Genomic DNA, 15,480 nt, shown 5'->3' on the forward strand with positions numbered 1-15,480 from the left:
TGCGAACTCTTTAGAGGTGAATAATGAAAAAATCAGACACAATCCAAAAAGTGTATCCACTCACTCCGATGCAGGAAGGGATGCTCTTTCATTCAATCATGGATCCAGACTCGAGCGCCTATCATAACCTGCTGCAAGCAAAACTTTGCGGGCAGCTCGATGTCAGCCTTTTCGAACAAAGCTTTAACCAATTAATCGCAGAAAACGATATTTTACGCACAGCATTTGTACATCAAAATCTTCAGCGCCCAAGACAGGTTGTTTTAAGCAAAAGAACGATCCAGCTTCATTTCGAGCAAATCGATCATTTGGATGAAAGCGAACAGCAGATCTACATCGCATCTTTTATCAGCGAACGGAATGCTGGACGTTATAACCTGGCCAAGGATATACCGATGCACATGGCTGTATTCCAAACGGCTGAACAGGAATATCAGTTCATCTGGAGCCACCATCATATCTTGATGGACGGGTGGGGGCTTGGCATTGTCATCAACCGGCTGTTTCAAATCTATGAAGCTTTGAAGCATGAGAATACGCTGCCTCAAGAAGCGGTATACCCTTTTAGTGATTATATCAAGTGGCTGGAAAAGCAGGATAAAGACGAATCGCTGGCCTATTGGCAAACGTATCTGGACGGCTACGAGCAGTCCGTTCATATCCCTAAAGCATTCGCACCTGAAGACAGTTTGTATCAAAAGCAAGAGATCAGCTTCGTTATTGACGAAACGACGACTGGTCGGATTGCTCAGCTTGCTAGCAGCTACCAGACGACGGTAAACACGGTTTTCCAAACGATTTGGGGTCTTCTCCTAAGTAAATACAACCATACGAATGACGTTGTGTTTGGCTCTGTCGTTTCCGGTCGGCCCTCGCAGGTGAGGGGTATTGAGAAAATGGTCGGACTGTTTATTAACACCATTCCGGTACGCATTTCCTATCAAGATGAGCAATCGTTTGGCAGTCTGCTTGCCGAAGCTCAGCGCAATGCGCTGGCTTCGGAGGCCTATCATTTCGTTCCTTTGTACGAAATTCAAAGCCAGAATGGACACAAACAGGATTTATTCGATCATATCCTCATTTTTGAAAACTATCCGGTTGCCAAAGAACTGCAAAATAACGGTTGGGAAGGGTCGCTGGGCTTCGCAATCGACGATGTGCATGTCGAGGAGCAGACCAATTATCCCTTGAATATCGTTGTGGCACCGGGCGCTGAACTGGGGATCAAGCTAAGCTTCAATGCAGCTGTTTATGCGGCGGAATGGATGAACAGCATCGAAGGGCATATGAAGCAAATCATCGCTCAGGTCGTTGCCGATCCGCAGGTGCTGCCCAAGCATATTGAAATCTTAACGGAGCAAGAGAAACGGCAAATTCTCCACTCTTTCAATGATACGGAAATCCGTTATCCGCAGGACCAAGAGCAAACGCTCCATGCGCTTTTTGAGCAGCAGGCCATCAAAACACCGGATCAAACGGCTATTGTTTGCGGAGATTTGAGCATGACGTACCGCGAGCTTAACGAAAGAGCCAACAGACTCGCTCGGGTATTAAAAGAAAAAGGCGTTGGCAAGGACCAAATGGTTGCCATCATGACGGATCGTTCCTTAGAGATGGCTGTCGGTCTGCTCGCCATTCTGAAGGTGGGCGGAGCCTATGTGCCTTGCGATCCGGAATATCCAGCTGAGCGGATCCGCTATTTGCTTGAAGATAGCGGAGCACAGCTCCTATTGAGTAAAACGGGGTTGATGCACAAGGTTGAGGGAAGCCATTGCGAGTTCCTAGATCTGCAAGACGAAGTGAATTATGCCTCGGATGCTGCAAATCTAACGGCTGAAAGCTGGCCTGCGGACTTAGCTTATATGATCTACACATCAGGAACGACTGGTCAGCCGAAGGGTGTAATGATTGAGCACGCAAGCATCATGAATACGATCCGTTGGAGAAAAGAGGAATATGGTTTCGGCACGGATGATCGTGTATTGCTGTTTTTATCGTTTTCGTTCGATGCCTTTGTCAGCAGCTTTTTCGCGCCGATTGTATCCGGTTCGACGGTTGTCCTAGCGAGTGATGAGGAAGCGAAAGATCCGCTGGCGCTGAAGAAACGAATCTCTTCCTTGCAGATTACCCATTTTAGCTGCGTGCCGAGCTTGTACGCTGCGATTTTGGAAACGATGAACGCGGAGGAAGATTCTTCGCTGAAAGCCGTAACCCTCGGCGGTGAGAACATTTCGCCCTATTTGCTGGAGAAAACGAAGCGAATCATTCCCGGAGCGGAAATCGTCAACGAGTACGGCCCGACGGAAAACAGCGTCATTTCCACCGTAAGCCGAAATCTGATGCCTGGAGAGCCGATAACGATCGGGCATCCGATCGCTAACTCACAGGTGTACATCGTGGATCAACATCACCAGCTGCAGCCTATTGGAGTGAAGGGTGAATTATGCGTAGCTGGAGCAGGGCTGGCCAGAGGGTATTGGAACAAAGAAGCACTCACCTCGGAAAAATTCATCGACAATCCCTTCCTTCCAGGCACGAAAATGTACAAAACCGGCGATTTGGCCAAGTGGCTGCCGAATGGCAATATCGAATTTATCGATCGTATCGATCATCAGGTTAAAATTCGCGGCTATCGCATCGAGCTCGGAGAAATCGAGGCGACGATACTGAGGCATCGTTCTGTTAAAGAGGCTGTCGTGCTCGCCGCCAACGACGGTGGGGGAGAAAAAGCGCTCGCTGTGTATTATACACTCGAAACGGACGCAGCAGCAGCTGATCTTAAAGAAGACCTACTGCAGGAGCTTCCGGCCTATATGGTGCCTTCCTACTTTATGCCGATGGAACGTCTGCCGCTTACGCCAAATGGCAAAATTGACCGAAAAGCGCTGCCGAAACCGGAAGGGGAATTGAAATCCGCTGCCATTTATGAAGCACCGGCTAACCTTACGGAAGCTAATCTGCTGCCGCTATGGCAAGAGATTTTAAAGACAGAGCATATCGGCGTGACTGACCATTTTTTCGAAAATGGCGGCCATTCTTTGAAGGCAATGATGCTCATTTCGAAAATTCATCAGGAACTGAAGGTGGAAGTACCGATCAAGGTACTGTTCGACAGTCCGACGATAAGGCAGATTGCCAAGTATATTCAACGCGCAGACGAACAAGTCTACGCAGCGATCCGCTCTACGGAGCAGCGTGATTATTATCCGGTATCCTCGGCGCAGAAGCGGATGTTCGTGCTGAATCGTCTTGACCCTGATGGAACCAGCTCCAATATGCCAGGGGCCATGCTGCTTGAAGGACCACTCGATATAGAAAGGTTCCGCGGAGCCTTCCAAGCTCTAGTGGCGCGGCACGATACACTGCGAACTTCTTTCGATACGGTGGACGGAGAGCCTGTGCAAATCGTGCATCCGCAGGTTGAGCTGCGAATTCCTGTAAAAGAGGCGAATGAAGAAGATGCTGCGGGAATGATGAACGACTTCATACGCCCGTTTGATTTAAGCAAGGCGCCACTGCTGCGCGTAGAGTTAATTCGGTTTGCTGCAGAACGCCACCTCTTCTTGTTCGATTTACATCATATTATTTCCGACGGTACCTCGATGGGGCTCATCGTCAAGGAATTTATGCTCCTGTATCAAGGGAACCACTTGCCGGAGCTTGCGATTCAGTATAAAGATTTTTCCGTTTGGCAGCACGAATGGTTCGGATCCGAAGTGATGAAACGGCAGATGACCTTCTGGGTCGAGATGTTTGGCGGGGATGTTCCTGTTCTTGAAATCCCAACAGATTATCCGAGACCGCCTATTCAGAGTTTTGAGGGAGATAAGGTTATCGTCCATACCGGCAAAGAACTGCAGGAGGCGCTCAGACGTCTCGCGTCTGAATCGGGCACTACACTGTTTATGGTCATGCTTGCGGCTTACAATGTGCTGCTTGCCAAATATTCCGGACAAGAAGATATCGTCGTCGGGACGCCGATTGCAGGCAGATCCCACCCCGATCTGCAATCGATCATTGGCATGTTCGTGGGTACGCTGGCACTTCGTAATCGAGCAGACGGCAAGCTTTCGTTTGCCGAGTTTCTGGCTAGGGTCAAGATGAACATGCTTCATATTTACGAAAATCAGGATTATCCTTTCGAAGCGCTGGTTGAACAGGTCGATGTGCGCAGAGACATGAGCCGCAATCCGCTGTTCGATACGATGTTTGTCCTGCAAAACATTGAGCTTGAAGCCATGGAGCTGGACGGATTGTCGATATCGCCAGGCATAGTAGACAATCCCGTCGCGAAGTTCGATTTGACGATTGAAGCAAGAGAAGATGAAGAGGGGATCGAGCTTTGCTTCGTCTACCGGACCAAGTTGTTCAAGCAGGAAACCGTGAAGTGTATGGCCGATCATTTTCTGAATATTTTACATACGGCGGTTGCTAACCCGCACCAGACGATTTCTAACATAGATATGCTGAGTGAGGCGGAGAAAAGACGTTTGCTTGTCGAGCTCAACGATACCGCCGCTCAGTACCCGGAAGGAATGACGCTGCACGCACTGTTTGAGTCACAGGCTGCGATTCGACCGGATCGCACGGCGATCGTATATGACGGGGAACGAATGACCTATCGCGAATTAAATGACCGCGCGAACCGGTTGGCCAGAGAGCTGCGCAGTCACGGCGTGCAGCCTGATGGAAGGGTCGGTCTGCTCTTGGAGCGCTCGTCCGATATGATCGTGGGCATACTCGCCACGCTGAAGGCCGGCGGCGTCTACGTGCCGCTTGATCCGGATTACCCTCAGGATCGGCTGCAATTTATGCTGGACGACTGCGGCGCCCGCGTGCTGCTGACCCAGTCTCATCTGACCGGCAAAGTGCCGTTTGATGGTACGGTGCTTGATATAGGTGACCCGGCGCTATACAGCGGAGACGGTTCGAACCTGGACTCCGTGAATCAGCCGGACGATATGGCTTACATTATCTATACGTCCGGTACGACAGGCAAACCGAAAGGCGTCATGATCGAGCACCGAAATGTCGTTCGTCTGATGCTGAACGATAAGATGAAGTTCGATTTTACTGATCGCGACGTGTGGACCGTGTTCCACTCCTTCTGCTTCGATTTCTCCGTTTGGGAAATGTACGGCGCTTTGCTGTACGGCGGCACCTGTGTCGTTGTGCCTAAGGCGGTGGCACAGAATCCGAAGGCGTTCGCACAGCTGCTGCGCCAAGAAGGAGTTACTGTGCTTAACCAGACGCCGACCGCGTTCTACGCGCTGATTCACGAGGTGCTTGGACGACAAGACAACGATTTGCAAGTCCGCTACGTCATCTTCGGCGGCGAGGCGTTGAATCCGATCATGCTGAAGCCATGGAAGGCGATGTACCGGCAGACACAGCTGATTAATATGTACGGCATTACTGAAACGACCGTTCATGTTACTTATAAAGAAATAACGGAACAGGACATGGAGACGAGCTTAAGCAACATTGGCCGGCCGATTCCGACACTGACAAGCTACATCTTGGATAGCGAGCAGCGGTTAGTACCGATCGGTGTCATTGGAGAGCTGTATGTGGGCGGAGAAGGCGTAGCTCGCGGGTATTTGAACCGCGAAGAGTTGACGGCCGAGCGGTTCATTGCGAATCCCTATAAGCCGGAGGAAAGGCTGTACAGGTCGGGTGATCTCGCCAGATTATTGCGCAGCGGAGAAATGGAATATTTGGGCCGAATCGACCATCAGGTCAAAATCCGCGGGCATCGGATCGAGCTGGGCGAAATCGAGACACAGCTCTTGAAGCACGAGTCGATTCGCGAGGCCGTCGTAATGGCGCTGGACGATGAGCAGGGGCAAAAGTTCCTTTGCGCGTACCTGCTGTTGGATCAGGATCTGACCGTGACGGAGCTGCGGGCGCATGCATCCGAGGATCTGCCGGCATACATGATCCCGTCGCATTTTGTAAGACTCCCGCAGATGCCGATGACGTCTAACGGCAAGGTTGACCGGAAGGCGCTACCGAAGCCCGAGGGTGGGCTGAAGACAGGAGCCGAATACATAGCGCCTCGAAACGAGTTGGAAGAAAAGCTGGTACACATCTGGCAGGAAGTGCTGGGATCGGACCGGATCGGTATACGTGACAATTTCTTCGATCTTGGCGGCGATTCGATCAAGGGCATACAAGTAGCCTCGCGTTTGTTTAATCATGGGCTGCAGCTTGAGATGAAAGATCTGTTCCGATACCCTTCGATCGAAGAACTGAGCGGCTTAGTTGCGCTGGTCAAGCGCCAAATCAGTCAGGAGACCGTAACGGGTGAAGTCGGGTTGACACCGATTCAGCAATGGTTTTTCGATCAGCGGTTTGCCAGCCAGCATCACTGGAATCAATCCGTTATGCTGCATAAGTCTGACGGATTCGATTCGCTGGCTTTGGAGAAGGCGCTGCACGATCTTGTCCAGCATCATGATGCGCTTCGTATGGTTTACAGCGAGAAGGACGGGCGGATCGTCCAGTTGGGCCGCGGTCTGGAAGGCGAGATTTATGGATTCGAACAGTTCGACTTCAGGGCTCATGCTGACACAGAACTGCGCATTGCATCGGAAGCCAATCGCATTCAACAAAGCTTCGACCTGAGTCAAGGTCCTTTGCTGAAAGCAGCTCTTTTTCAAACAGCCGAAGGTGATCACTTGCTGCTTGCCGCTCACCATTTGATCGTTGACGGGATCTCCTGGCGCATCCTGTTTGAAGATTTGGCGACAAGCTATGCGCAGGCCCTTGCAGGCGAAGAGACATCTTTTCAGGAAAAAACGGACTCGTTCCAATATTGGTCTCAACGGTTAACGGCCTACGCGGAAAGCAAGGAATTGCTGCAGGAAATTGATTATTGGAAACAGCTAGAAAATATGTCAGTTGGCTCATTGTATAAAGATTTTGCAGTTGAAACCTGTACACTTGGCGAAAGTGCAACGGCAGAAATGGCGCTTACCCGGGAACAGACCGAGCATCTGCTGAAGCATGTCCATCATGCCTACCATACGGAAATGAACGACATTCTTTTAACCGCTGTAGGATTGGCCGTTCAGGAGTGGGGGCAGACCGATCGTATTGCTGTTCAACTCGAAGGCCACGGGCGCGAAGAGATGATGGAAGACGTCAACATTTCCCGGACAGTCGGCTGGTTCACCTCCATGTATCCGATCGTGCTTGATCTGACGGATGGTGATTTATCCAGGGAAATCAAGTCGGTTAAGGAGACTCTCAGACAGGTACCGAACAAGGGAATCGGCTATGACATTCTGAAATATTTGACACCGGAAGACAAACGGTCCGGACTCCATTTTAAACTAAAACCGGAGATCTGCTTCAACTATCTCGGTCAGTTCGATGCGAATCTCGTCCATGACGCGTTCGGTCCGTCCCCGTATGACATGGGAGAACCGATTAATCCGAATTCCCACCGCATGTATCCAATCATCATGAACGGAATGATAGCAAACGGCGAGATGAGCTTCCGAATTTCGTATAGCCCGAGACAGTATGAGGAATCCACCATGCAATGTTTATCTGCTGCGTTCAACTATCATTTGCTCCGCATCATCGATCACTGTAGGAACAAAGAGGAAAGCGAGCGGACTGCGAGCGATTTCAGCTCCAAGGGACTGACGACGGACGACGTCGATGATATCTTCGAATTGCTTGGTGAAAAGCTGTAATCATGGCAAGATACGCGAAATGATAGCATAGCAAATGCTTACGTCCCTAATGTAAATTCTAAGGAGAGAAGCCCCTGTATGAGCCAATTTAAAAAAGAACACGTCCAAGACATGTATTTTTTATCCCCGATGCAGGAAGGGATGCTGTTTCATTACTTGCTCGAGCAGGGCCAATCGAATGCTTACTTCGAACAAATGTCCATCCGCGTACGAGGGACGCTCGATATTGGCTTGTTTTCGGTCAGTTTAAACCGAATCGCTCAGCGGTATGACGTATTTCGCACCGTGTTCCTTTATGAAAAAGTGAAACGACCCGTGCAGGTGGTGCTGAAAGAGCGTCAGATTCAGGTCCGTTTTGAAGATGTCAGCAGTTTGCCTGAACAGGAACGTGAGCTATTTGTAGAGCGGTTTAAACAGGAAGATCTGGAGCAAGGATTCGATCTGTCCAAGGACATGATGATGCGTGTCTCCATTCTTCAGACGGGGGAGTCCGAATATCAAATCTTTTGGAGCCACCATCACATTCTGATGGACGGATGGTGTCTCGGTATCATCGTCGGCGAACTGTTCCAAATCTATGCCTCCTTGCGGGAACAAGCACCGATCCAGTTGGAAAGGACGTATCCATACAGCGACTACATCAAATGGCTGGAACGCCAGGACAAGGACGAAGCAAAGCGTTTTTGGGCTGATGCGCTGTCCGGATATGAACAACTGGCGTCTGTGCCCCAGATGACAGCTCCCGCCACGGATATGGCAGGGCGCGGATATAAGCAGGAAGAGCTGACAATCCGGTTCGATGAGAAGCTGACTGCGAAGCTGCAGCAGTTGGCGGGCAAGCACCAGGTAACGTTGAATACGGTGTTTCAGACGATCTGGGGCATCGTGCTGCAAAGGTATAGTCATGCGAATGATGTCGTATTTGGTTCCGTCGTTTCCGGGCGGCCTTCGCAGGTTGTCGGCATTGAGAAAATGGTCGGTTTGTTCATTAATACGATTCCGGTACGCGTGAAGTCGTCCGCGGATCAATCATTCTCGGATGTGCTGCAAAGTGTGCAGCTGAATGCGCTGGCTGCCGAATCGTACACCTACTTGCCGCTTGCTGAGGTTCAGGCGCAAAGCTTGCTTAAGAGTAATCTGTTCGATCATATTCTCGTTTTCGAAAACTATCCGGTGGAGGAGTCCGTGCAAAATGGATCCCTCGAAAGCCAATTGGGATTTGAAGCAACGGATGTGAGCATGATCGAGCAGACGAGCTACGATTTGAACTTGTTGGTTATGCCAGGCCGGGAGCTGGCGGTGCGCCTGAACTATAACGCGAACGTGTATAACACGCAGTTTCTGCGGAGCATCGAAGGACATCTGAATACCGTCGCATGGACAATCGTGGAACATCCGGAGCTGCGCCTGAAGGATCTAGTTATGGTCACCGAAGAAGAAAAGCAGCTTCTTCTGCAGCTGAACGATACGAGGGAAGAAGTTCCAAGCCATTTGACTGTTCATCGTATGTTTGAGGAGCAGGCGGAGAAAACGCCGGATCAAGTGGCCGTTGTATTCGGGGAACGGCAGTTGACGTACCTTGAATTGAACGAAAGGGCTAACCGATTAGCCAGAACGCTTCATGGCAAAAACGTTGGAGCGGATCAGGCTGTCGGGATTATGGTGGAACGTTCGCCGGATTTGGTAGTCGGTATTCTGGCGATTCTGAAAGCGGGAGGCGCTTATGTGCCGATCGATCCCGAGCTTCCGGAAGAACGCGTCAATTATATGCTTCACAACAGCGGTGCATCCATTTTGCTAACACAAAGCCATTTATACGGAAAGTTGGCGTTTGAGGGTGAAATCCTTGATATTTCGAGCGATCACGTATATGACTCGGAGAGCAGTAATCTGGAGGTAAACAGCAGCGCCAACGATCTGTTCTATATCATTTATACGTCAGGTACGACAGGTAAGCCAAAAGGTGTCATGCTTGAACATCGCAATATGGTCAACCTGCTTCACCATGTTTTCCGCCACGACAATGTCAATTACGGCAGTACTGTTCTGCAGTACACAACGATGATCTTCGATGTTTGCTACCAGGAGATTTTTTCTACATTGTGTTCGGGAGGGAAATTATATCTGATCGACGGAGATACGAAGCGAGAGGTGCATAAGCTGCTTCACTTAATTGAAGAGGCGCAAATTGAAGTCTTGTTCCTTCCGGTCTCCTTCTTGAAATTTATTTTTAACGAGCAAGAATACGCCGGCCGTTTTCCGTCTTGTGTACGGCATATCATTACTGCTGGCGAGCAGCTGGTGGTCACGAATCAGCTTCGTTCCTTTTTGCAAAAAAATGGCGTGAAACTCCATAACCATTATGGTCCGTCGGAGACCCATGTCGTCACCATCTTTCAGATGGAGCCAAACGGAGACATTCCTGAGCTGCCTTCGATTGGACGGCCGATTGCGAACAACGGCATCTATATGTTGAATGACGGATTGCAGCTTCAACCATTCGGCGCCCCGGGAGAATTATTCATAGCTGGTGATAACGTAGGGCGCGGTTACAGGAACAACGACGAGCTGACAGCGGAAAAGTTTATGCCAAATCCGTATCGTGAAGGCGAACGCATGTATCGAACGGGCGATCTGGCACGCTGGATGCCGGACGGCAACCTCGAGTTTCTAGGCCGTATCGACCATCAGGTGAAAATCCGTGGACACCGCATTGAGCTTGGCGAAATCGAATCGCAGTTGCTGAATCATCCTTCGGTGACGGCCTCAGCCGTATTGGACCGGAAAGATGCGCAGGGAGGAACTTATTTGTGCGCGTATTACGTGTCAGATAGGCCGCTTCATTCGCTAGAGCTGCGGACATATTTGCTGAGAGAACTGCCGGAATACATGATTCCGTCGTTTTTTATGGAGCTGGCTAAGCTGCCTGTGACACCGAACGGCAAAACAGACCGTCGAGCACTGCCTGAGCCTGATGGGGAGTTCGTAACGGGGACGGAGTACATACCGCCGACAAATGTCGTGGAAGAAGCACTTATTGCTATTTGGCAGGAAGTGTTGGGGATTGTCCGCATAGGCATTCATGACAATTTTTTCAGTCTCGGCGGACATTCGCTGAAAGCCATGACGTTGATGTCACGCTTGAACAAGCATTTCAGCGTCAATATCCCGCTGCGCGAGCTGTTTGAATCGCCTACAGCGGAAGGGTTGGCACGCAAGATCCGCGAGGCGGAGGAGGATGTCCGTAAAGCAATCCAACCAGCGGGGAAAAAGCCGTATTATCCGGTTTCCTCCGCACAAAAGCGGATGTTTGTGCTGCAAGATTTGGATGATGCAGGTACAGGCTACAATATGCCCGGCGTGTTTATCGTCTGCGGCGAGTTAGACCGCGACCTGTTCGAGAGAGCGTTCGCTCGCCTTATCCAGCGGCACGAAGCGCTGCGCACGTCCTTTGAGTTGGTCGACGGGGAGCCGGTTCAGAAGATTCATGAGAACGTCGATTTCGAAGTAGAGTTCTCACGACTGTCTGAAAGCGCTGAGGATTCGGCTTCAGAAAACATAGTCATTGAACGCCTGGTGGAGCGTTTTATGCGGTCATTCGATCTGCAAAAGGCGCCATTGATCCGTGTTGCGCTTGTAGAGCTGCAGGAACGGCGTCATTTGTTCATGTACGACATGCATCATATTATCTCAGACGGCGTATCGATGTCTGTCATCGTGAAGGAGTTTGTACAGTTGTATGGCGGTGGTACTTTGCCTGAACTGTCCATCCAATATAAAGACTATGCAGTTTGGCAGCAGGCTCAGCTGGAAAGTGAATCACTGCGCAAGCAAGAAGCGTTCTGGTTGCATTCATTTGCCGGCGAGCTGCCGCAGCTGGAGCTTCCGTCTGACTTCCCTCGCCCTGCAGTGCAGAGCTTCGAGGGTGACCATATACGCTTTGCAGTTGATACGGAATTGCTCGGGTCATTGAAACGATTGGCTGCTGAAAACGGGTCAACGCTGTACATGGTTTTGTTTGCTGCTTATAATATCCTGCTTTCCAAGTATTCCGGACAGGAAGATATCGTTGTAGGTACTCCGACAGCCGGCCGTTCTCAGGCGGACTTGGAGCATGTCGTCGGGATGTTCGTCGGTACACTGGCGCTGCGAAGCCGTCCGGAAGGCGGGAAAACATTCCACAGCTTCTTGTCGGAAGTAAAGGAGTATGCCCTTCAAGCCTTTGAAGCGCAGGAGTATCCGTTTGATAAGCTGCTGGAGCAGTTGAATATTCGGCGCGATCCCGGCCGCAATCCTTTGTTCGATACGATGTTCAGCATGCAGAGTATCGATCCGGGACTAGGCCAAGAGGGCGGAGCAGGCTTTGGGGAATTGACCTTTACACCGCACGTCTGGCAAAGCGGCATCGCCAAATTTGATCTGACGCTGGAAGTGCGTGAAGGAGCGGGAAGTTTGGAGCTCCAGCTGGATTACAGCACGAATCTGTTTGCGCTGGAGACAGCGAAGCGGATGGCGCGCCATTTCGTATGCTTGTTAGAAAAAATCGTATTAGTCCCGGATCTGACGTTGGCGGAGCTAAGCATAGTACCTAGTGAGGAAGAATGGCAAATCGTTCAAGAATTCAACGATACAAGCTCTGATTATCCGAACAACGAGACGATCGCAACGCTGTTTGAGAAGCAGAGCGCGCTGACACCGAATCATCCGGCTGTTGTCTTTGAGGGTAAACAACTCACCTATCGGGAACTGAATGCGCGGGCGAATCTACTAGCAAACGAGCTGAGGAAGCAGGGGGTTGGCGCAGGCAAGGTCGTTGGCCTACTTGCGGATCGTTCGATCGAGCTGATGATCGGTCTAATGGGCATTCTGAAGGCAGGCGGCGCTTATTTGCTGCTTGACCTAGAAATGCCTGCGGAACGGATCAGATTTATGCTCGAAGATAGCGGCGCTAACATCGTACTGACGCAGCGGAAATTGTATTGGATGGCACAGGCTGCGCTCGCTGAACATGTGATCGACCTCGATGAAGCCGTATTGAATGAGAATAGCTTGATTAGCGAGAACTTGCTGTCACTGGGAGGACCGCGCGATCTGGCCTACGTCATCTATACGTCTGGCTCTACAGGTAAGCCGAAAGGCGTGCTTATTGAACAGCGCAGCGTCGTACGGCTGGTGAAGGAGACGAACTACGTCCAGTGGAGCGAAGATGAGCGCATTCTGCAGACAGGCGCGCTTGGTTTCGATGCGGTTACGTTTGAGATTTTTGGCGCACTGCTGAACGGAGCTACGCTATATCTAGCTGATAAGAGCGTTATTCTGGATAGCGAAAAGCTCGGTGCGTTTATCGCCGATCATCGAATCACGACCATGTGGCTCACATCACCGCTTTTCAACCAGCTTTCACAGGAGAATGCGGAGTTGTTCGCAGGTGTGCGGCAGCTGCTGGTTGGCGGAGACGCGTTGTCGCCGAGCCACATTAATCACGTTCGCTACATGTTTCCGAGTCTGCGTCTGATTAATGGCTATGGTCCGACAGAGAACACAACGTTCTCCACGACATTCTTGATTGAACGGGATTACGAGGGAAGCATCCCGATAGGGCGGCCAATCAGCAATTCGACAGCATACATCGTGAACAAGTACAACCAACTGCAGCCGATCGGCGTGCCGGGCGAGCTATGCGTCGGCGGTGATGGCGTGGCGCGAGGGTATGCGAACCGTCCGGAGCTAACAGCCGAGACCTTCGTTCCGAACCCATTCAAAGAGGGAGAGACGATGTACCGCACCGGTGACCTGGCGAAATGGCTGCCGGACGGGACGATTGAATATAGAGGCCGTATCGATCAGCAGGTGAAGATCCGGGGGTACCGGATCGAGCTGGGCGAGATCGAGGCGGAGTTGATGAAGCATCCTGCTATGAAGGATGCCGTAGTGATCGCTCGTGAGGATGCGAACGGGCAGAAGTTCTTGTGCGCCTACATCGTGGCAGAGCAGGAGCTGGATGTGCCGGAAGTAAAAGCGTTGCTGGCACAGGAGCTGCCATCCTACATGGTGCCGGCGTACATGGTGCAGATGGAGAAGCTGCCGCTTACCGCTAACGGCAAAATCGATCGGCGCGAGCTGCCTGAGCCAGAGGGTGGCTTGGGGCTCGGCACAGAATATGCAGCACCGCGCAATATGACAGAAGAGCGGCTTTGCGTCATCTGGCAGGACGTACTCGGTGTGTCGCAAGTCGGTATCCGCGACGATTTCTTCCAGCTCGGCGGCCACTCGCTGAAGGCGATGACGCTGCTGGCGCGGATCAAGCAGCAGCTTCAAGTGAATGTGCCGCTGCGGATGCTGTTCGAGTCGCCGACGGTAGAGGCGCTTGCCCAGCATATCGTACAGGCCGACAGGGAATCATATGCGGCGATTAAGCCAGTGGAACTGCGCGATTTTTACCCGGTTTCCTCCGCCCAGAAGCGGATGTATATCATGAGCCAATTTACAGGCTCGAACACTAGCTATAACATTCCAGGCGTCATGTTCATGGAAGGTGAATTGGATCTGGAGAGATTCGAGCAAGCGTTCCGGTGCTTGGTTGCCCGGCATGAATCACTGCGGACGACGTTCGAGACAGTCCACGGCGAAGCGGTGCAGATCGTGCACACGAATGTTCATTTTGAGGTTGAGTACGCCAGAAGCACTGAGGAAGGGCTGGCTTCCATCGTTACGGAGTTTGTACAGCCATTCAATTTGCAAAAGGCACCGCTGCTGCGAGTCAAGCTCGTACATGTAAGTGCTCAGCGCTATTTACTGCTGTTTGATATGCACCACATTGTATCCGACGGCGTGTCGATGGGCATTTTGTTAAGTGAATTTGCATGCCTGTATCGTGGAGATGATCTGCCTGAATTAACGGTTCAATATAAAGATTTCGCTGTTTGGCAGAACAGCATGCTCTCTTCCGAGTCGATGCGAATCCATGAAGCGTACTGGCTTGAGACGTTCTCCGGCACTATTCCGGTGTTGGCGCTGCCGACTGACTATCCGAGACCAGCCGTTCAAAGTTTTGAAGGGGATGCGCTCACCGTGAGGTTAAGCCAGCCGCTGCGCGATCAAATTCACAACATAGCGTCCGATTATGGCGCCACACTTTACATGATGCTGCTTGCCGCGTATCAAGTGCTGCTTTCCAAATACAGCGGGCAGATGGATGTAATCGTTGGAACACCGGTAGCAGGCAGGCCGCTTGCTGAAACCGAGAACATTCTCGGCATGTTTGTGAATACGCTCGCGATACGCAGCCAGCCGGAAAGCGGTAAAACGTTCGCGCAGTTTTTGGAGGAAGTGAAGCGAAGTTCATTACTGGCTCTGGAACACCATCATTACCCTTTGGAGATGCTCATTGATCAATTGGAGCTGCGCAGGGATTTAAGCCGAAATCCGCTCTTCGATACGGTCTTCAGTGTGCAGAATCAGGAGATGAAAGCTTCGGAGTTTGCCGGTCTTAGATTCGAACCTTACCACACGGAAAACAAAATCGCCCAGTTCGATTTGTCAGTCAAAGCGATCGAGGATGAAAACGAGATTGTGCTCCATGCGGAATACGCCAGCCATTTGTTTCATAAAGAGACGATTGAACGGATGATGACCGATTATCAAGCGTTACTGCATCAGGTTACGGAAAATCCGGGCATTTTGTTGAGAGATATTGCACTTACGCACTTCGACAAGTTGGAAAATGTGTTGGATGAGGCTGTGGAGTTTCTATTTTAGTTGGCCAATGCTTACG

At 51.0% G+C, this 15,480-nt stretch carries 2 protein-coding genes; both read left to right on the forward strand.

The window, feature by feature from the left end:
- Positions 1-23 precede the first annotated feature (23 nt).
- On the forward strand, positions 24-7,706 hold the full coding sequence (locus NYR53_RS11780; RefSeq protein WP_261305337.1) for a non-ribosomal peptide synthetase: 7,683 nt from the start codon (positions 24-26) through the stop codon (positions 7,704-7,706).
- Positions 7,707-7,784: 78 nt separating this feature from the next.
- Positions 7,785-15,464, forward strand: a complete 7,680-nt coding sequence (locus NYR53_RS11785) for a non-ribosomal peptide synthetase (RefSeq protein WP_261305338.1) — start codon at positions 7,785-7,787, stop codon at positions 15,462-15,464.
- Positions 15,465-15,480 lie beyond the last annotated feature (16 nt).

The organism is Paenibacillus andongensis, assembly GCF_025369935.1.
GTDB lineage: Bacteria > Bacillota > Bacilli > Paenibacillales > NBRC-103111 > Paenibacillus_E > Paenibacillus_E andongensis.